Consider the following 19,989-nt stretch of genomic DNA (forward strand, 5'->3'; position numbering starts at 1 on the left):
GGATGATCGTGATTATTTTTCATCAACAGGAAACACTACCAAAACGGAACTTGTTAGCCAAAAGGTGGGACTGGAGATGAAAGAAACGCAAGTGGTGATAGGACTTGATATCGGCACCACCTCGACCAAAGCGGTGGTTTTTGGGCCGCGCGGGCAGATTCGCGGGGTGCACAGCGTGGACTATCCGCTGCTGACGCCGCACCCGGCGTGGGCGGAGCAGGAGCCGGAGGAGATTTTTTTGGCATGTCTGGACGGTCTGCGCGGGGCGCTGCGCAAGTCGGGCGCGGCCAAAGAGGACGTGCTGGCGATCGGCATGAGCACCGCGATGCACGCGGTGATCGCCCTCGACGCCGACCACCGGCCGCTGACCCGTTCGATCATCTGGGCGGACAACCGCAGCGTCCGGCAGGTCGAACGCATCAAAAAGGAACTGGACGGCGACAGCATCTACCGCCGCACCGGCACGCCGATTCACCCGATGTCCCCTTTGCCGAAGCTGCTCTGGATGCGCGAAGAAGCCCCCGACATCTTTGCCCAAGCCGCCATGTTCGTCTCGATCAAAGAATTTGTCCTGCACCGGCTGTTTGGCGAATATGTCGTCGACTACTCGATCGCTTCGGCGACCGGCCTGTTCAACCTCGAACAGCTCGATTGGGATCGAGGCGCGCTCGAAGTCGCCGGCGTGCGCCCGGAACAGCTCTCAAGGCCCGTTCCGACCACGCACATCCTGACCGGCATGAACTCCGACTACGCCACGCAGATCGGGATCAACCCCGATACCCCGTTTGTGATCGGGGCCAGCGACGGCGTGCTCGCCAACCTCGGTGTTGGCGCGATCGGCGACGGGGAAGTGGCGGTGACGATCGGCACATCCGGGGCGATCCGCACCGTGACCGACCTGCCGCGCACCGACCCGCAGAGCCGCACGTTCTGCTATGCGCTCACCGACAAGCACTGGGTGATCGGCGGGCCGACCAACAACGGCGGGATCATGCTGCGCTGGCTGCGCGACGAATTTGCCGCCCCGGAGCAGGAAGTGGCCAAACGCCTCGGCGTCGATCCTTACGACCTGATGATCAAATACGCCGAAGCAGTTCCCGCCGGCAGTGAAGGGCTCTTGTTCCTGCCGTTTCTCTCCGGTGAACGCGCGCCGTACTGGAACGCCAACGCCCGCGGCATGTTTTTCGGCATCTCGCTCAGCCACAAGCGCGAACACTTCATCCGCGCCGTGCTTGAAGGCGTGATCTTCTCCGTCTTTTCGGTTGGCGTGGCGCTGCGCGACCTGGCCGGCCCGGCCAAAGACATCCGCGCCTCGGGCGGATTTGCCCGCTCGCCGCTGTGGCGGCAGATCCTCTCCGATGTGATGGGACGCGAACTGCTCGTGCCGGAAAGCCATGAAGCTTCATCGCTTGGCGCTGCCGTCACCGCCTTGTTCGCCATCGGGGAGATCGACTCCCTGAACGACGTCAAAGAGTGGATCCAGATCCGCCACCGCCACGAACCGAATCTGAAGAACACCGAAACGTACCTGCAGCTCTTTTACATCTACGAACGCGTGTACCAAAAGCTCAAGGACGAGTTTGACATCATCGCAGAGTTCCAGCGCAGCGGCACGTTTTAATCACCTTGACCTGAGAACACACAGACAGGAGGCAGTCATATGCTTTTGTTCTACATCATCGTCGCGATCCTCGTTCTGCTCTTGCTGGTCACATGGGCGAAGCTCAACCCGTTTGTCGCGCTGCTGATCGTCTCGATCGGCATGGGCTGGGCGGCCGGCATGCCGTTCCCCGAGATCGTCCAGTCGATCAAAGACGGCTTGGGCGGCACGCTTGGCTTCCTGGCTATCGTCTTGGCCCTGGGCACCATGCTTGGCAAAATGATGGCCGAGTCGGGCGGGGCGGAGCGAATCGCCAAAACGCTGATCGGCTGGTTTGGCAAGAAAAATGTGCACTGGGCGATGATGTTCGTCGCGTTTATCGTCGGCATCCCGGTCTTTTTCCAAGTCGGCTTCGTCCTGCTGGTCCCGCTTGTCTTCACGATCGCCGTCGAGACGGGCGTTTCGCTGGTCACCGTCGGCATCCCGCTCGTGGCCGGCCTCTCGACCGTACACGGCCTGGTGCCGCCGCATCCGGCGGCGATGGCGGCGGTCGGGATCTTTAAGGCCAATGTCGGCCTGACCATCTTCTATGCCCTGATCGTAGGCTTGCCGACGGCGATCATCGCAGGTCCGCTCTACGGCAAATACATGGGCAAACGCATCCACAAAACGGTGCCCAAAGAGATCGGCGAGCAGTTCACCGAACACAAAGACGCCAAGAGCCTGCCTGGATTTGGCAACGTGATGTTCACGATCCTGCTGCCGGTGCTGCTGATGCTCTCCGCAGCTTGGGCGGACGTTACATATCCCAAAGAAAATCCAATCCGCCATTTCCTTGACTTTATCGGCGACCCGATCATTGCGCTGTTGATCGCGCTGGTCTACTCCTTTTTCTCGCTTGGGTTCTTTCGCGGGTTCAACCGCGAGACGGTGCTCAAGTTTACCAATGAATGCTTAGGCCCGACCGCATCGATCCTGCTCGTCATCGGCGCAGGCGGCGCGTTCAACAAAGTCCTGCTCAACTCCGGCGTCGGCGATTACATCGCTGAGCTGGGCGCCTCCTCGAACATCTCGCCGATCCTGCTCGGCTGGATGATCGCCGCGCTGATTCGCGTCGCCACCGGCTCGGCGACCGTGTCGATGATGACGGCCGCCGGCATCGTGCAGCCGATCTCGGCGGCGGTCGGCGGCGTGTCACCCGAACTGCTCGTGCTGGCGACCGGGGCGGGGTCGCTGATCCTGTCGCACGTCAATGACGCGGGCTTCTGGATGATCAAGGAGTTTTTCGGCATGACGGTCAAAGAGACGCTGCTCACCTGGACGGCGATGGAGACGATCATCGCAGTAGTGGCGCTGGTGCTGATCATGGCGCTCGATATCTTTGTCTAGTTGGAAGGAGATGCATCACTGATGAAGCTTGGCATGATCGGTCTTGGCAAGATGGGCTTTAACCTCACGCAAAACCTGCTCGACCACGGACACACTGTCGTCGCCAATGACGTGAATGAAGACGCGGTGAAGGAAATCGCCGGCCACGGCGCTGTCCCGGCCAACTCGATCCGCGAGCTGGTCGCGGGGCTGGAAGCGCCGCGCATCGTCTGGATCATGGTGCCCGCCGGGAAAATCGTCGACGGCGTGCTCGACGAACTGTCCGGCCTGCTCGAAGCGGGCGACATCGTCATCGAAGGCGGCAACTCGCACTACAAAGAGTCGGTGGAGCGCGCCGCGCGGATGGGCGAACGGGGCATCGCCTACTTCGATGTCGGCACGTCAGGCGGCACGGAAGGGGCGCGTCACGGCGCTTGCTTTATGGTCGGCGGCGACAAGGACAAGTTTGCCGTCATCGAACCGCTGTTTCGCGACCTGTCCGTCCCGAACGGCTACCTCTACGGCGGTGCGGGCGGCTCCGGCCACTTTTTGAAAATGGTGCACAACGGCATCGAATACGGCATGATGCAGGCGATCGCCGAAGGGTTTGAAGTGCTCGACAAAAGCCCGTTCGATTTCGACTATGAGCAGGTCGCGCGCGTCTGGGCCAACGGGTCGGTGATTCGCTCCTGGCTGATGGATCTCACCGAGCGCGCTTTTTCCAAAGACCCCAAGCTCGCCGGCATCAAAGGGGTCATGCAGTCATCCGGCGAAGGCAAATGGACGGTGGAGACAGCGCTGGAGTTGCAGGCATCCGCGCCGGTCATCGCGATGTCCCTGTTCATGCGCTACCGGTCGCTCGACGACGACACCTTCCATGGCAAAGTCGTCGCCGCCCTGCGCAACGAATTTGGCGGACATGCGGTCGTCAAAAACGACTGAGCAAACAATGGGCAGAGAGCCGCTTGTTTCCCATTTTGGGAGGAGGCGGCTTTTTGTGGTATAATAACCTTCGTCTTTTACGAGAACTGAGAGAGCGGAGTTGAACGTGATGAGCGATCAAATAAATGTGGAAGTAAAGTTTGAAAACGGACAGATCGTCTATACGAAGGAACTGATGGAAGCGATGTGGGCGCCGAGCCGCCTCGCGCCGCACAATGTGGATGGCGCGTACCAGTTCGACGTGGAAGGGAAAAACATCGGCATCGTCGACCTGCTCTGCTACCTCGACGAAGTGAGCCCAGGCCTGCGCGACCAAGGGCCGGAGAAGATCGTCGAAGCGATTCTCGGGCTGATCAACGCCGTCTACCTCGGCGATGAAGAATACATGCTGACCGGCGTCGTGCTCGACCTGTACGGCATCGAATATGAAGGGCGCGCCGGGATCGTCTTCCGCACCGCCGTGTTGTCCAACCAGATCGATGTCGAAGAGATCCAGAAGATCCGCGAGATCGGCAAGATCAAATTCCCGGTGCCGAAGCCGGAATGAAGCCCCGCTACCGCTTCGTCGGCACGCCGCTGCCCCTGACCGAAAACGAAGCGTATCACCTGCAGAAGTATTGGAAAAAGGGACGCAAGAGCGGCGCGATCAAGGCGTGGGAAACATACGACCTCGATCTGCCTGCGCTAAACACGCCCGTCCTGCTCGACTGCGGACATTGTCACAGCGCGCACCATGAGTCGTGCTGCGAAGGCGGCTTTCCGTTTCCGCCCGCCGCCGAGCAGTTGCCGCTCTTGGAGCAGCACCTGCCCGCCATCGCCGCGCGGCATCTGCACGCCGGGAAGCAGGAGCGCCTGTCGCAGCGCGGCCTCTATGAGCGCCACTACGAGACGGCCGGCCTGCCGACGATCGCTACGCATGAAGGCAACTGCCTGTTCTGCGCAGTCGAAGGAGGAGGTCCGGCCTGTGCCGCCCACCGCTATGCGCTGGAGGAGCAGCTCATGCCCCAGCAGATGAAACCGTTTTCCTGCTCGCTCTTCCCGTTGGAACTGATCGCCGACGAAGACGGCCGCGTGCTGGTCACGGCGCTGACCGAAGAGACTGCGAAGTTCTCCCGCTGGGGGAACGCCTACCGCGACGATTTTGTCTGCGCCAACCTGCCCTTGCGGCTGCAGGCGGAACAGACGCCGCGCGCTCCGGAGATCTCATCCAACGTGCGGAGGGCGCTGGCGGAGGATGCTTTTGCGCCGCAACGCTACCGCCCGGCTTGGCTGGAGATGAAGGAGATTCTCTGCAACACGTTTGGCGAATCGCTGTGGCAGCAGATCGAAGCCTCTTGCAAGGTAGATTGAGAGGAGAGTTGACATGGACCTGAATACCCATCGCGAAGTGCTGAAAGTGCGCGAGTTTCTCAAACAATTCGCAGTCATCGTCTACACCGGCAGCCAGATCGACGACATCGTCCTGATGGATCTGGAACTGGATGACCTCTATGAGGACAAGCACCTGGACACGGAGGAATATACCAAATTCAAACTGGCTTTGCGCCGCGCCTACACCGAATTGGACAAAGGTGGGTCGCGCTAATTACGAAATTCTGGAAAAAAGTCATGCGAGGAATATTCAGTTTACAGAATGGCAGGTATTCCGCTGTTCTTTTACAAAATTTGAGAATTAGCTTTGCTGCCAAGGCACCGTTTAGCAAGATAACGCATTAAACTCCGGAATCGAACGGAAAACCTCGTATAAATATTGAATTTTTATTCAATTCACCGTATATCTAGAACTATTTCGAATATTACCAAATTTTAAAGTCCTATTCCCAATTGCGAGTTTTCTGTGATACACTCCTGTCTGAAAAGGGGGAATTTAGTTATGAAAAAGTTCTCGAAACTTCTTCTGGCTGCAGCATTCGCAACGACTGTTGTAACTGGCGTAGGTTGCGGTAGCGAAGCTACCACCGACAAGCCGGCTGCTGAAGCTCCGAAAAAGGAAGACGCAGAAAAAACTTACAAGGCTGCATTTGCAGCTGCAGTAATTGCAGAAGAAAAAATGGAATCTCAATTCACCACCGTCAAAGGTCTGGAAGGCGACAAAGAAGTTACCTTCGCAAAACCGGCTAAGCCGAAAGCAGACGCTCTGACCTTCCTGGGCACCTACTGGGATTCCGCACTGGCTGACAAGGAATACTCCGCACTCCTCGGCGACAAAGCTCTGCTCGACCAAGCGAACAAAGCAATCGAAGCTCTTGCGAAGAAGAACGAAAAAGAATTCGCAGCTGAGACCGAAATTGCAAAAGCTGACGCGATCCGCGCTAACGCTCTGACTGCGACCGCTAAATACGAAGATGCTAAAGTCGAAGAAAAAGACGGCAACTACGTATTGACCTACAAAGGTCTCACCTACACCATCAAAAAAGATGGCAACTCTTACAAAGTAGTCGGCAAAGAAGGCACTTTGGCTGAGTAATTTAACTCATAACATCCGATACGTTACGGATTACAAGAGAGCGGATTTCGATCCGCTCTTTTTTGTGTTGTACTCACCGATTTTTTGCACTACAATAGAATATATAACCGAGCGAGCGCTCAGTCGGTTGGAGGGGAGGTGCGAGATGACAGACAACTCCAGACCGATTCCCTCCCGCGTCGCCGATCCGCAACTGGTCGAGCAACGGCGCCGGCAGATCGTCAAGGCGGCTGTCGACCTGTTTGTGGAGAAAGGCTTCCACAAGACGACGACGCGCGAGATCGCCAAAGCCAGCGGGCTTGGCATCGGCACGCTCTACGAATACGTGCAGTCCAAAGAAGACGTGCTCTATCTGGTCTGCGCTTATATTCACAGCGAGGTGAAGCAGCGCCTCGACGAAGTGCTGCATGGCACCGCGCCGGGCCGGGAATTGCTCGTCTCGTCGATCCGGCACTTTTTTGCCTGCGTGGACGAACTGCAAGACTATGTGCTGCTCATCTATCAGGAAACGAAATCGCTGCCTGCAGATCGATTGAAGCTGGTGCTGCGCCAGGAAGAGGAGATCACCGCGCTGTTTGCCGACATCCTCGAGCGCGGACGCGCTGACGGCACTCTGTGGCTGGCAGCCGACAGCGTCAAGCTATTTGCACATAACATTGTTGTGCTCGGTCAGATGTGGACATTCCGCCGCTGGGCACTGCATCGCATTTATACGCTCGAACAATATACGGAGAAGCAGACTTCGCTTTTGCTTCAGGAAATATGCCCGGACGCAACACGACCGGGCCACGGGAAAGGGGATAACTGATCCATGGAGACCACCATCTATCGTCCAAAACATAAGATTCGCTTTGTCACGTCCTCCGCGCTGTTTGACGGCCATGACGCATCGATCAACATCATGCGCCGCATCTTGCAGGCGTCCGGTGCAGAAGTCATCCACCTCGGACATAACCGCTCCGCTGAAGAGATCGTCAACGCAGCGGTGCAAGAGGATGCGCAAGGCATCGCCATCTCGTCCTACCAGGGCGGGCACGTGGAGTTTTTCAAATACATCTATGATCTGCTGCAAGAGCGCGGCGCGACGCACATCAAGATCTTCGGCGGCGGCGGCGGCGTGATCGTCCCGGAGGAGATCCGCGACCTCGAAAGCTATGGCGTCACCAAGATCTACTCGCCGGAAGACGGCCGCAAGATGGGCCTGCAAGGCATGATCAACCACATGCTGGAAAGCTCCGACTTCCCGACCATCAAGCAGGCGGAAGCAGAACTGGCCAAACTGAAAGAGAAAAACGCCCTGGCGATCGCCAAGCTGATCACCGTGGCGGAAGAAGCGGTCTACCAAAACGATGCCGAGCACCAAAAGCTGCTCGCCGAGATCCGTGAGCAGGTGCAAAACGTGCCGGTCATCGGCATCACCGGCACCGGTGGCGCGGGCAAATCGTCCTTGACCGACGAACTGGTGCGCCGTTTCCTGAACGATTTCACCGACAAGACGATCGCCATCCTTTCCGTCGACCCGTCGAAGCAAAAGACCGGCGGCGCGCTGCTGGGCGACCGCATTCGTATGAACGCGATCAACAACTCCCGCGTCTACATGCGCTCGCTGGCGACCCGCGAATCGCGCTCCGAGCTGTCGGCTGCGATCAAAGAAGCGATCGACGTGGTGAAAGTGGCCGGCTACGACCTGATCATCGTCGAAACCTCGGGGATCGGCCAAGGCGACGCGGAGATCACCAAAGTCACCGACCTCTCCCTGTACGTGATGACTTCCGAGTTTGGCGCACCGTCGCAACTCGAGAAGATCGACATGCTCGATTTTGCCGACCTCGTTGCGATCAACAAGTTTGAGCGCAAAGGCTCGCAAGACGCGCTGCGCGACGTCAAGAAACAATACCAGCGCAACCACAACCTGTGGGAGCAAAACGCCGACGAGATGCCGGTTTACGGCACGATCGCCAGCCAGTTCAACGACCCGGGCACCAACGTCCTGTACCGTGCCTTGATCAACAAGGTCAACGAGAAAAAAGGCCTGAACTGGGAATCCCAGCTCGATGTGAAAGAAAGCATCTCCAAAAAGAACTACATCATCCCGCCGGAGCGCACCCAGTACCTCGGCGAGATCGTAAGCTCGATCCGCGACTATAAGAAATTTATCAACGCGCAGTCGGCGATCGCCCGCAAGCTGTTCCAACTGAAAGGCGTGCGCGAACTGTTCAGCGGCCAAGCGGAAATGCTGGCGGCGCTCGATGCGCAGATCGTCAACTTCGAAGGGCAGCTGCATCCGGAAGCGAAGCGCCTGATCGAAAACTGGCCGCAGCTGAAAGAGCTGTACACCGCCGATGAATTTGTCACCAAGATCCGCGACAAAGAAATCCGCACCACCCTGTTCACCGAATCGCTCTCCGGCACCAAGATTCCGAAAGTCGCGCTGCCGAAGTACGAAGACTGGGGCGACCTCTTGAAGTGGCTGATGAATGAAAACGTGCCGGGCGAGTTCCCGTACACGGCAGGCGTGTTCCCGTTCAAGCGGGAAGGGGAAGACCCGAAGCGCCAGTTCGCAGGCGAAGGGACGCCGGAGCGCACCAACCGCCGCTTCCACTACCTGTCCAAAAACGACGATGCGAAGCGCCTGTCCACCGCGTTTGACTCGGTCACCCTCTACGGCGAAGACCCGGACTACCGCCCGGACATCTACGGCAAGATCGGGGAATCGGGCGTGTCGATCTGCACCTTGGAAGACATGAAGAAGCTGTACGCGGGCTTTGACCTCTGCGCGCCGTCGACCTCCGTCTCGATGACGATCAACGGCCCGGCGCCGATGATCCTCGCGATGTACATGAACACGGCGATCGACCAGCAGCTGGCGAAGTTCGCAGCGGACAACGGCCGCCAGCCGACCGCAGAAGAAGCGGCGCAGATCCGCGCGTACACCTTGTCGACCGTGCGCGGCACCGTGCAGGCGGACATCTTGAAAGAAGACCAGGGCCAGAACACCTGCATCTTCTCGACCGAATTCGCCTTGCGCATGATGGGCGACATTCAGCAGTATTTCATCGACCACAAAGTGCGTAACTACTACTCGGTGTCGATCTCCGGCTACCACATCGCCGAAGCGGGCGCCAACCCGATCTCGCAGCTGGCCTTCACGCTGGCGAACGCGTTCACCTATGTCGAGTACTACTTGAGCCGCGGCATGAACATCGACGATTTCGCTCCGAACCTGTCGTTCTTCTTCTCCAACGGCATGGACCCGGAATACACCGTCATCGGCCGCGTCGCGCGCCGCATCTGGGCGACGGCGATCAAGAACAAGTACGGCGGCAACGACCGCTCGCAGAAGCTGAAGTACCACGTGCAGACGTCCGGCCGTTCCCTGCATGCGCAGGAGATCGACTTCAACGACATCCGCACCACGCTCCAAGCGCTCCTGGCGCTGCAGGACAACTGCAACTCCCTGCACACCAACGCGTATGACGAAGCGATCACCACGCCGACCGAAGAATCGGTGCGCCGCGCGATGGCGATCCAGATGATCCTGACCAAAGAGTTTGGCCTCTTGAAAAACGAGAATCCGGTGCAAGGCGCGTTTGTCGTCGAAGAGCTGACCGACCTCGTCGAAGAAGCGGTGCTGGCCGAGTTCCAGCGCATCTCCGATCGCGGCGGCGTGCTTGGCGCGATGGAGACGCAGTACCAGCGCGGCAAGATCCAAGAGGAATCTATGTACTACGAGCACAAGAAGCATGACGGCTCCCTGCCGATCATCGGGGTGAACACCTACCTCAACCCGAAGACCCAGGGCGACGACTACGAAGCGCCGGAGATCGAACTGGCCCGCGCGACGAAAGAAGAAAAAGAGCTGCAGATCCTGAACCTGCGCACGTTCCAATCGGACCATGCAGATGCAGCGGCAGCAGCCCTCAAGGCGCTGCAAGAGACGGCGATGAACGGCGGCAACATCTTCGCTCAGCTGATGGAGACGGTCAAAACCTGCTCCCTCGGCCAGATCACGCAAGCCCTGTACAAAGTGGGCGGACAGTATCGCCGCAACATGTAAGACACAAAAAAGCGACCCTCCGATCAGGAGGGTCGCTTTTTGCTGTCTTACGGAGCCAGCGGGATGTTGAACAGGGTGATCACGAGAAAGGAGATCACAAACACGATCACCGTCAACACAAACGAGATCAACAGCTCGACGAGCAGCGGGCCCCAGAAGGCGACGGCGCCGGAGACGCCAAACACTTCTTTTAACAGCTGGACGCGCAGCAGGTACATGTAGATCAACCCGAGGAACACGAGGAAGATCAGGAAAAACGAGGTGCTTAGCGGTGCGGCCAGCACGCTCAGCACGGCGGTCGGATAGTAGGTGTACGGATAGTACTTTTTCAGCAGATTCCATTTGGCCTTGCGCTCGATCGGATCGACGGGCAGGCGGTCGGCCGCAAACATCAGCAGGCCCAGCCGCGAGGTCAGCACAAACAAAAAGCGCTGCAGGAAATATTGCACCGGCGGCAAAAGCAGCACGAAAATCCATTTGTAATTGCCAAATTGCGTTTCGAAAAAGGGGTCGATGGCGAAATAGAATGCCAGGTTGATCATCATCAGCACGATGACGACATTGACCAGACGGCTTGTCAGGTTCGCGTTTGGTTTTTGTAAAAGGTTCTGGATTGACTCCTGGGAGCGGAACATCAATCGCCCAAGCAATGACAACAAGAAAAGTTCCTCCTATCTGCATCTCTCTTCCGTTAGTATAACGTAAAAAAGAAAACCCGGCATCAAATGCCGGGCAGACATGCAGTGGTTATCGGCCTTCAACCAGGTCGAGTTCGCGGTTGAGCTGTTCGACGAACAGACCGGCATCGGTGACGATCCCGACCGTCTGCGTGGAGCCGCGGTCGGCCAGCTTGGAGACGACCGCCGGGTTGATGTCGACGCAGATCGTCTTGCAGGTCGCCGGAATCATGTTCGCGGTGCCGATCGCATGGAGCATCGTCGAGATGATGATCACCATATCGGTGCCCTGCACAAGCTCCGAGTAGCGCGCCTGCGCTTTGCAAAGGTCCATCTCGGTGTCCGGCAGCGGACCGTCGTCGCGGATGGAACCGGCCAGCGAGAACGGCACGTTGTGTTTGACCAGCGTGTACATGATGCCGGAGCGCAGTTCGCCTGCGTGCACAGCGTTGGCGATCGAGCCGTGGAAGCGCATGCGGTTGATCGCCGACAAGTGGTGGCGGTGGCCGCCGGAGACGACGTCGGCCGTCCGCGTGCTGATGCCAAGCGACGTGGAGTACAGCGCATTTTCGATGTCATGCGTCGCCAGCGCGTTGCCGGACAGCACCGCCTGCACGTAGCCTTTTTCGATCAGGCCGCAGAACGGGGTCATGCCGCCGGTGTGGACAACGCCCGGGCCCGCCACGAAGACGATGCGGCCGCCGCGGTCGCGGATCTCTTTCATATCGCGGGCGATCTTGCGGATGATCACCGGATTCTGGCGCTCCGAAGAAACCTCGCCTTGCATGAAGCCGAACTCTTCTTCGTTTTTCGTCGGCAGATCGAGGAAAGCGATGCGGATGCCGCCATGGCCGACGACAACCTCTTCGCCTGCCACGACGTCGCGCATCAGGTTGCAGAACGGAATGCCGTTTTCATCAAACGTGATCATGCCGTCCATGCGCAGACGGGTGACCGGAATCCAGTTGCCGTCGCGGAAGATAAAGGTCGGTTTATTGGAAGTGGCATGGAAATCATCCGGGACAACGCCGTCTTTGGGCGCCGGTTCGGTCTTGAGCTCGGTGGAGTGGATGCGTTTGCAGCCTTGTTCAATAAACAGCGCCGAGACATGCTCCAAACGCTCAGGGCCGATATAGATCGAGAAGCGCATCGGCTTGGTGCCGTGCAGTTCCAAATGGGCGTCTTCGCGAGCGGCGAGGTCTTCAAGATCGACCAGAGTCGGTGTATGTGCATGCAATTCAAAAACTTCCTGTATGTACATGTGGAATGAACCCTCCCTGGGAATTATGCTAGTTTAAGTATACAATTTTCCTACATCAATTGATAGCATTTACAAGTTGAATTTTTGCGAATCTTGACGAAAGCAGGTAAAACGCGAAACTTGTCGAATATCCTCCATTGTAATGAGGGGTGATCGCAGATGCATATGACTTCCACTGAAGCCTTACAACCGGGTGCGAAGCTTGCCAAGCCAATCTACAGCAGCAACGGCAGTGTGCTGCTGGCCGTCGGAAAAGAACTGAGCGAGAGCAATATTCAACGGCTGCTCGACCTGAATATCACACAGGTTTACATAGACGATCCCAGAACCAGCGATCTGGTCATCGAAGACGCGATCTCCGAAGCGACGCGCAGCCGCGCGGTGAAAGTGGTGTATGAGACTTTTTCGCAGATGATCGAATCGCGCAAATGGATGCGCTCGATCGCCAACCCGCGCCTGGGGCGGGAATTTCGCGGAGTCTTTGAAGATATTTTGTACGATCTGCAGTCAAAAAAGCAGGTCATGCTGCAACTGACCGGCATTTACACGACCGACAACTATCTGTACAGCCACTCGGTCAATGTCGGCATCTACTCGGCGGCGCTCGGCATGGCGCTGGGGCTGAAGCGCGATCAACTGATCGACCTCGGCATCGGCGCGATCTTGCACGACATCGGCAAAACGATGGTGCCGATGGAGATCCTGATGAAGCCGGGCAAGCTGACCGATGAAGAGTATGCCTTGATGAAGCAGCATGCTTTCTGGGGCTATGAGATTTTAAAAGAGCATGATGATATCCCGCTGATCTCTGCGCATTGCGCGCTGCAGCACCATGAGCGGCTCGACGGTTCCGGCTATCCGCGCTCGCTCAGCGGCGACCAGATTCATCTCTACGGACAGATCGTCGGCATCGCCGATGTTTATGATGCCCTGACTTCGAACCGCGTCTACCGCAAAGCGTATCTGCCGCACGAAGCGCTGGAGATTCTGTTTGCGTCGACCGGACAGTTCGACAGCGACCTGATCCGCAAGTTCCGCGACAACGTGGCCCTGTACCCGTTGGGGCTGACGGTGACGCTCAATTCGGGCGAGACGGCGGTGGTTGTCGATATCAACACCAAGTATCCGCACCGCCCGATCCTGCGCGTGCTGAAGGACGCTGCGGGCAACGACCTGCAGCACCCGCACGAAGTGGACCTGTCGTCCGATCTGACGCTGATGATTACCGATTGCGAGGAGATTTTGTGATCTTGATCACGAGCGGATCGTGGCCGGTCGGGCGGATCAGCGTCGCTTGCTCCTGCCCGTGCAGGAGCTTTTTTACTTCCTGCTGGGAACCTGCGCGCGCCATTTCGAACCAGGCGTACAGCGGACTCTCTGTGCCGTAGTAGATGCGTTGGCGCACGCGGCGAAACGGCCACAGCTCGCAGCCGTCGAGCAGCACGGAAGAGTCGGTCAGCACCTCATCGCTCTGGCGCCAAACGCCTCCGAGCAGCTTCAAGGTCGTCTCGCCAAGGTAGGCGCCGATCGACAGCACCAGCGTTTCATCGGGCGTTTGGCCCGGCTTGGTGATCAAGGAGATCAGGCGGTCGGCGTCTTTCAGGCTCTCTTCGCTGTAATCGAGCACAAACGGCTCGCCGACCTGCCCGCGTAAAATTTCGGCAAGATCATGAAACAAGTGTGAGATAATGATCAGTCCTTTCCAGCCAATACAGTCAGTCTACCATAGAATGGCACCATCTTTACAAACCCCCGGGTTATGGGTAAGTTAGAGAATAGAACTCGTTCAACAGAAAGGATGCTTCCTTTGTTTAAACTGCGTGACAACCCGTATGTGCGTTATCCGTCCCCGTGGGACGCCTATGCGACACTCCCTCTGTCGGTACCGATCTCCGAAGCGTTTTGCAAAACGAAGATCACGCCGAACCAGATCACTGTGATATCTTTTGTCATCGCACTGTTTGCGGTGTGGTGTTTTGGATTAGGCACTCCGTGGATGCTGGTGCTCGGCGGCCTGCTTTATCAGCTGTCCTACATTTTGGATTGCTGTGACGGCTATGTGGCCCGCAAGACGAAGCAATCTTCCAACTTTGGTTTTTGGCTCGATCATATTTTGGATGAACTGAAGCTGGCCCTGCTCGTGCTGGCACTGGTCTACGGCCAGCAGCGCATCGGCGAGCTTGAGGGCTGGATGCTCACCGCTTCGTGGGTGATGGCCGGTCTTTACATCTATACCCGCGCCTTCTCCAAAGGCGACCTGCTGATCAAAGAGACGATCGAGAACAGCGCCTCGGCCCAAGCGGACGCGTCCGCCAAGGACAGCGGAGATGCGCCGGAGGGGATCGTGATCAACGGGATGGCGATGACGCCGTTCCAGGCCCGTCTGTACCGCAAGTTCATGATCGTGACGCCGTTTTCGGTCATCGAGAGCCAGGCGATCATCTTCTGCCTGATGCCGATCGTGCAGCTGCCGATCTTCGGGCTGCTGCTGACCCTCGTGATCACCGTGATCTGGCACCTGCTGTTTGATGTCTACCGCTACTGGAAACGCGCCGGCTGGCGCTAGTGAATCCGACCCCCTTTGGGATGATCCCCAAAGGGGGTTTTTCTGTCATAAAGAGCGGGGCGCGGTACTACTGTTTAGGTAAGGGAGCTGGAGAACGCCGAAAAGGGGGAAACGTTTGTGGAACCTTTCAACCTGGATGATGATACGCTGCTTGCCGCACATGATCCGTCCGATATGCTGGGGGCCATCTACGGGCTGCCTGAGCAGATGGAGGAAGCGGTGCGCCTGATGGAGCACACGGGTGCTAAGTTTGATGCGTCTCTCGTGCAGACGATCGTCGTCACGGGACTCGGCGGCTCGGCGGTCGGCGGCGACATGCTGCGCACCTATGCCGGCGACAAATGTCCGGTGCCGATTCTCGTCAACCGGAGTTACACGCTGCCTTCGTATGTGGGAAAAGACACGCTGGTCATCGCGGTTTCTTATTCGGGCAACACAGAAGAGACGTTATCCGCCTACGCCGATGCCAAAGCGCGCGGGGCGCAGATCGTCGCCGTCACTTCGGGCGGCATTTTGAAAAAGCAGGCTTGGGAAGACGGCCATGCTGTGATCACCGTGCCGGGGGGCTTGCAGCCGCGTGCGGCGGCCGGGTATTTGTTTATCCCGCAGCTGATGCTCCTGCAGCAGGCCGGACTTTTGCCCGAGGGGCATGCGGAGATTGAGGAGACGGTGCGCCTGCTGCGCGAAATGCGCAAACTTTTAGCTCCGGCGTCGCCGACGGAGCAGAACCTCGCCAAGCAGACCGCGCTGCGGCTGTACGGCAAGATTCCGCTGATTCACGGTGCGGTCGGGCTGACCGAAGTGATCGCCTACCGCTGGAAGACGCAGATCAATGAAAATGCGCAGACGCCTGCGTTTGCCCACTGCTATCCGGAGCTCAATCATAATGAGATCGTCGGCTTTGACGTGCCGCAGGAGTTGATCGAAAAGCTGGAGATCATTACGCTTACCTGCAGCCGCAACCATCCGCGCGTGCAAAAGCGGATCGAGATCACCGCAGGCGAAGTGCTGGCCGCAGCGTCCTGCGGGCAGACCGAATTGGCTGCGCTGGGGGAAAGCGATCTCGCGCAGATGTTCTCGCTGCTCTACCTCGGGGATTATGCGTCCGCCTATCTGGCGGCACTGTACGGCCTCGATCCGACCCCGGTGGAAAAAATTGAATACCTCAAGAGAAGGTTAGCAGACTAACCTTGACGGATTGATAGATTTTAGTTTACGCTTTAAACTGGGGCTCCGTGTGTAACGGAGCTTTTTATTTCAACGGTTGGAAACGGAGGATGGAGATGCGCTCGATCGAAACTCTCCGCATCATCATAGCGGATCAACAAGGAATTTTGGAAGAATGGATGAACCTGCTGACCGAACAAGGCTCCGAGATGCAGGACCGGTTTGGCAGAGAATACCTCACACAGCAAAGTGAACGCTTTCTTGGCAGTTTGATCAAACTGCTCGAGGAGCAGTCGGACAACTACCGCGTCGATGAGCGCGAGGGATTTAACCGCCTGCTGCAGGAATTGTCGCTGCTCGGCACGCAGGCCGGGTCCAGCCCGAAGTCATTCATGCCGTATGCGTTGACGCTCAAAGAAGTGATTTTCCATCGGCTGCAAACGCTGGAGGCGACAGAGCTCAGCGTCGTCTACGCCGTGATCAGCCAGTTGGACCGCATGTTCAGCAAAATGTCGCATTATTACTATGAAGAATATATCAACCGCCGCGAACAGGTGATCAAAGCCCAGGCGCTGGCGATTCAAGAGCTCTCCGCGCCGGTGATCCAAGTGTGGGAAGGCATTCTGGCCTTGCCGCTGATCGGCACGATCGACACCCAGCGCGCCAAAGGCATCATGGAAAATCTGCTTGAAGAGATCGTGCGCACCAAGTGCCCGCATGTGATCATCGACATCACCGGCGTGCCGATCGTCGATACAGGTGTGGCGGAGCGGCTGATCAAAACGGTCGAAGCCGGCCGGCTGGTCGGCGCGGAGTGCATCCTGACCGGGATCCGTCCGGAAGTCGCCCAGACGCTGGTCATGCTTGGTGTGTCGCTCGGCGACATCGTCACCAAAGCAACGCTGCAGGCAGGTCTCGCTCACATTTTGAAAACGCGGGAACAAGGCAGACTTCAAGTGGAAGAGAGTGTTATCTGATGCAGGTACCGATTCTGAAGATGAACGATGTGCTCATCGTTACGCTTGGCAACGACATCACCGATGACGAAGCGATCGCCATCAAGCATAATATTTTGGTGAAGATCAAAGAAACAGAATGCCAGGGTCTGCTCATCGACATTTCGGTCGTCGATCTCATCGACAGTTTTATGGGCAGAATCCTCAACGAAATCGCCGAGATGGCAAAGCTGATGGGCTCCCGTACCGCCATTACGGGGATGAGTCCGCAAGTCGCCATCACGATGATCGAACTCGGCCTGAAGCTCCAAGGTGTATATACGGCACTAACGGTCGAAAAAGGATTCGAATGGCTCAGAAATCCGAACACGGGAGCGTAGCAGATGCAGGACACAATACAGATTCTCAGCGAAACGGATGCGATTGTCGCCCGCCAGAGAGGCCGTGAAATCGCGCGGCAGTTGGGGTTCTCAGTGGTGGATCAGACGCGAATCGCGATCAGCATATCGGAGCTCGCACGGAACATCATCCTGTATGCGGGCTCTGGCGTCGTGGAAGTGACAGCGATGCATGGCGAACATGGTGATGTGGGAATCGAAGTGTTGGCGGCCGACAACGGGCCTGGGATTGCAGATCTCAACCTCGCGCTGCTGGACGGATATTCCACGTCAAACGGACTGGGCATGGGGCTGCCTGGCACGAAACGCTTGATGGACGAGTTTCAAATTGACACCGTACCGGGTGCGGGCACGCGGATCACCATTCGTAAATGGTTGAACAGCCGCAACTATTAGAGGGGAGTGGGCGACGATCAGAATCGGAGTAGCGGTCTCCCCACTCGAGTCGAACAGCGGAGACGGGTATATCGTGCGCGACTATGGCGGCCAAACGCTGATCGTCGTCGCCGATGGACTTGGGCACGGGCTGCGTGCCTTTGAAGCTGTCGACACACTGCGCAAGCTGATCGAACTTGCGCCGGTGATGCCTTTGCCCGACCTGCTGTTGTGGTGTCACAAACAGATGCGCCAGACGCGCGGCGCTGCGGTGGCGGCGCTTTTGCTCGACCGGGCCGGACGGACGGTCACCTACAGCGGGATCGGCAACATCGCCTTTTGGCACATCATCACCCGGGTCGGGGTGATCACCTCCAAACGCATGGTCAGCGGGATTCTCGGCTATCGCGAAGTTGCGCCGACAGCGATCACGTTTTCCTATGTGGAAGGCGACCGGCTGCTCTTGCACACCGATGGTGTACAAGGCAACTTGCGCGCGCATTTGGAGATTTGGCACCACCCGCCGGAGCGGACAGCCCTGGATGTGATCGATCTATTCTCGACCGGGCAGGATGATGCGCTGGCGCTGGTCGTGCGCCTCGGGCGCGGCGACCCGCAGGTGCTGGAGCAGGTCTGTACGGCAAAACCAACTGAATGAGAAAGCGTGCGGCAACAAAACCTAACGGTGGATTCCAATTCGGAAACCGCCGTTTTTTTATTACTCTTGCAGCCATGAGGGAGATACAAGCCATGTCGTTGTTTCGTACAAAAAGCATCGAAGATCTGATCCGTACTTCTCAAGAGGGCAAAACGCTGAAAAAAACGCTGGGCACCTGGGACTTAACGATGCTCGGGATCGGGGCGATCATCGGGACCGGCATTTTCGTGCTGACCGGAGAAGGAGCGCTGACCGCCGGTCCCGGCCTGATCCTGTCGTTTATCATCTCCGGCATCGTCTGTGCGTTTGCGGCGCTGTGTTACGCCGAATTTGCTTCGCTGGTGCCGGTGTCCGGATCGGTGTACACCTACAGCTATGCGACGCTTGGCGAGTTTATCGCCTGGCTGATCGGCTGGGATCTGATCCTCGAGTACGCCTTGGCTACGTCGGCCGTCTCAGCGGGCTGGTCCGGCTATGCGCAGTCGCTGGCGGCGGGCTTAGGTCTGCACCTGCCGACGGCGCTGAGCGCAGCGCCGGGCGCGGTGAAAGGCGTGACGACTTATTTCAACCTGCCAGCCTTTTTAATCGTACTGCTGGTCACCACGTTGTTGTCGGTGGGCATCAAGGAATCGACGCGGGTGAACAACATCATGGTGCTGATCAAAGTGGCGGTGGTGATCTTGTTCATCGTCGTCGGGGTCGGCTATGTGCGGCCGGTGAACTGGACGCCGTTTCTGCCGTTTGGTTTCAAAGGGGTGCTCGAGGCATCGGCGCTGGTGTTTTTCGCGTACATCGGCTTTGACGCGGTGGCGTCGGCGGCAGAAGAGTCGCGCGATCCGCGGCGAGACCTGCCGCGCGGCATCATCTACTCCCTTGTGGTCTGCACGCTGTTTTATGTGGTCGTCTCGGCGGTGATGACCGGGATTGTCGAGTATCCGCGCTTTGAAGGGATCGCGCATCCGGTCTCGCTGGCGCTTCAAGTGGCCGGGCAGAACTGGGTGGCCGGGTTTATCGACTTGGGGGCGATCCTCGGCATGACCACGGTGCTGCTCGTCATGACGTACGGGCAGACGCGGATCTTTTTCGCGATGTCGCGCGACGGTCTGCTCCCGCGGATGTTTTCCACCGTCCATCCGAAGTACCAAACGCCGTTTGGCTCGACGTGGCTGGTCGGCATCATCTCCTCGCTGGTCGGCGGGTTTGTGCCGCTCGGGCGCTTGGCAGAACTGACGAACATCGGGACATTGGCCGCTTTCACGCTGGTGTCTGTGGCGATCCTCGTGCTGCGGCGGACACAGCCTGACCTGCCGCGCGTGTTTAAAGTACCAGGTGTGCCGGTGGTGCCGATCTTATCGATCCTGTTTTGCATTACTTTGATGACCCAATTGCAGGCGCTGACCTGGATTGCGTTTTTCGTCTGGCTGACGATCGGACTGTTCGTGTATTTTCTCTACTCTCGCAATCACTCGGTGTTGAACCACTAGAAATAGAAAGAGG

20 protein-coding genes are annotated in these 19,989 nt (G+C 57.9%); 17 read left to right on the forward strand and 3 right to left on the reverse strand.

Features of this window, described 5'->3' with window-relative positions:
- Window positions 1-76: 76 nt before the first annotated feature.
- The 9 genes from gntK to icmF all read left to right on the forward strand — a co-directional run bounded on the left by gntK (window position 77) and on the right by icmF (window position 10,434).
- A complete protein-coding gene (gene gntK, locus CBW65_RS12390; RefSeq protein WP_087457099.1) occupies window positions 77-1,621 on the forward strand; it encodes a gluconokinase in 1,545 nt (514 codons plus the stop codon).
- A 39-nt stretch (window positions 1,622-1,660) separates the two neighbouring features.
- Entirely contained in the window at window positions 1,661-2,989 is a 1,329-nt protein-coding gene (locus tag CBW65_RS12395) for a GntP family permease (protein ID WP_087457100.1), read from the forward strand.
- A 21-nt stretch (window positions 2,990-3,010) separates the two neighbouring features.
- Window positions 3,011-3,910, forward strand: coding sequence for a phosphogluconate dehydrogenase (NAD(+)-dependent, decarboxylating) (gene gnd, locus CBW65_RS12400; protein ID WP_087457101.1), 900 nt, complete (start codon window positions 3,011-3,013; stop codon window positions 3,908-3,910).
- Window positions 3,911-4,019: 109 nt separating this feature from the next.
- The gene (locus tag CBW65_RS12405) at window positions 4,020-4,457 is read left to right on the forward strand and encodes a hypothetical protein (RefSeq protein WP_087457102.1); all 438 of its coding nucleotides are present in this window, start codon (window positions 4,020-4,022) and stop codon (window positions 4,455-4,457) included.
- Complete coding sequence (locus CBW65_RS12410; protein WP_087457103.1) at window positions 4,454-5,260, forward strand: DUF3109 family protein; 807 nt, start codon at window positions 4,454-4,456, stop codon at window positions 5,258-5,260. The genes CBW65_RS12405 and CBW65_RS12410 overlap by 4 nt, the downstream gene beginning before the upstream one ends.
- A 13-nt stretch (window positions 5,261-5,273) precedes the next feature.
- Window positions 5,274-5,495, forward strand: a complete 222-nt coding sequence (locus CBW65_RS12415) for a YqgQ family protein (protein ID WP_087457104.1) — start codon at window positions 5,274-5,276, stop codon at window positions 5,493-5,495.
- A 288-nt stretch (window positions 5,496-5,783) separates the two neighbouring features.
- The gene (locus tag CBW65_RS12420) at window positions 5,784-6,377 is read left to right on the forward strand and encodes a hypothetical protein (RefSeq protein WP_087457105.1); all 594 of its coding nucleotides are present in this window, start codon (window positions 5,784-5,786) and stop codon (window positions 6,375-6,377) included.
- 145 nt (window positions 6,378-6,522) lie between these two features.
- Window positions 6,523-7,185, forward strand: coding sequence for a TetR/AcrR family transcriptional regulator (locus tag CBW65_RS12425; RefSeq protein WP_087457106.1), 663 nt, complete (start codon window positions 6,523-6,525; stop codon window positions 7,183-7,185).
- Window positions 7,186-7,188: 3 nt separating this feature from the next.
- Window positions 7,189-10,434: a fused isobutyryl-CoA mutase/GTPase IcmF gene (icmF, locus tag CBW65_RS12430; protein WP_087457107.1), complete on the forward strand. Its 3,246-nt coding sequence runs from the start codon at window positions 7,189-7,191 to the stop codon at window positions 10,432-10,434.
- Window positions 10,435-10,481: 47 nt separating this feature from the next.
- On the opposite strand, the gene CBW65_RS12435 is transcribed toward icmF, so the two are convergent.
- Entirely contained in the window at window positions 10,482-11,093 is a 612-nt protein-coding gene (locus CBW65_RS12435) for a hypothetical protein (protein ID WP_157721917.1), read from the reverse strand.
- Between the two features lie 88 nt (window positions 11,094-11,181).
- On the reverse strand, window positions 11,182-12,372 hold the full coding sequence (locus CBW65_RS12440) for an ornithine cyclodeaminase, nickel-pincer nucleotide-dependent (protein ID WP_087457109.1): 1,191 nt from the start codon (window positions 12,370-12,372) through the stop codon (window positions 11,182-11,184).
- Between the two features lie 159 nt (window positions 12,373-12,531).
- On the opposite strand from CBW65_RS12440, the gene CBW65_RS12445 reads away from it, so the two are divergent.
- Window positions 12,532-13,620, forward strand: a complete 1,089-nt coding sequence (locus tag CBW65_RS12445) for an HD-GYP domain-containing protein (protein WP_087457110.1) — start codon at window positions 12,532-12,534, stop codon at window positions 13,618-13,620.
- Here CBW65_RS12445 and CBW65_RS12450 read toward each other — a convergent pair.
- Window positions 13,595-14,050 (reverse strand): hypothetical protein, encoded by a 456-nt coding sequence (locus CBW65_RS12450; RefSeq protein ID WP_087457111.1) that lies wholly within the window; start codon window positions 14,048-14,050, stop codon window positions 13,595-13,597. The genes CBW65_RS12445 and CBW65_RS12450 overlap by 26 nt on opposite strands.
- Window positions 14,051-14,179: 129 nt before the next feature.
- Here CBW65_RS12450 and CBW65_RS12455 point away from each other — a divergent pair, with 129 nt between their 5' ends.
- The 7 genes from CBW65_RS12455 (at window position 14,180) to CBW65_RS12485 (ending at window position 19,976) form a co-directional block, all read left to right on the forward strand.
- Entirely contained in the window at window positions 14,180-14,938 is a 759-nt protein-coding gene (locus CBW65_RS12455; protein ID WP_157721918.1) for a CDP-alcohol phosphatidyltransferase family protein, read from the forward strand.
- Between the two features lie 117 nt (window positions 14,939-15,055).
- A complete protein-coding gene (locus CBW65_RS12460; protein ID WP_198299824.1) occupies window positions 15,056-16,126 on the forward strand; it encodes a bifunctional phosphoglucose/phosphomannose isomerase in 1,071 nt (356 codons plus the stop codon).
- Between the two features lie 95 nt (window positions 16,127-16,221).
- On the forward strand, window positions 16,222-17,082 hold the full coding sequence (locus CBW65_RS12465; protein ID WP_232463494.1) for an STAS domain-containing protein: 861 nt from the start codon (window positions 16,222-16,224) through the stop codon (window positions 17,080-17,082).
- Window positions 17,082-17,441 carry an STAS domain-containing protein gene (locus CBW65_RS12470; RefSeq protein WP_198299825.1) on the forward strand — a complete coding sequence of 120 codons (360 nt, stop codon included), beginning with the start codon at window positions 17,082-17,084 and terminating at the stop codon, window positions 17,439-17,441. The genes CBW65_RS12465 and CBW65_RS12470 overlap by 1 nt, the downstream gene beginning before the upstream one ends.
- A 3-nt stretch (window positions 17,442-17,444) precedes the next feature.
- Window positions 17,445-17,855, forward strand: coding sequence for an anti-sigma regulatory factor (locus tag CBW65_RS12475; protein WP_087457114.1), 411 nt, complete (start codon window positions 17,445-17,447; stop codon window positions 17,853-17,855).
- A gap of 73 nt (window positions 17,856-17,928) precedes the next feature.
- Window positions 17,929-18,492: a SpoIIE family protein phosphatase gene (locus tag CBW65_RS12480; RefSeq protein ID WP_157721919.1), complete on the forward strand. Its 564-nt coding sequence runs from the start codon at window positions 17,929-17,931 to the stop codon at window positions 18,490-18,492.
- 92 nt (window positions 18,493-18,584) lie between these two features.
- Window positions 18,585-19,976, forward strand: coding sequence for a branched-chain amino acid transporter BcaP (locus tag CBW65_RS12485; RefSeq protein ID WP_087457116.1), 1,392 nt, complete (start codon window positions 18,585-18,587; stop codon window positions 19,974-19,976).
- Window positions 19,977-19,989 lie beyond the last annotated feature (13 nt).

Origin of the sequence: Tumebacillus avium (assembly GCF_002162355.1) — a bacterium.
In the GTDB taxonomy this organism is placed as follows: domain Bacteria; phylum Bacillota; class Bacilli; order Tumebacillales; family Tumebacillaceae; genus Tumebacillus_A; species Tumebacillus_A avium.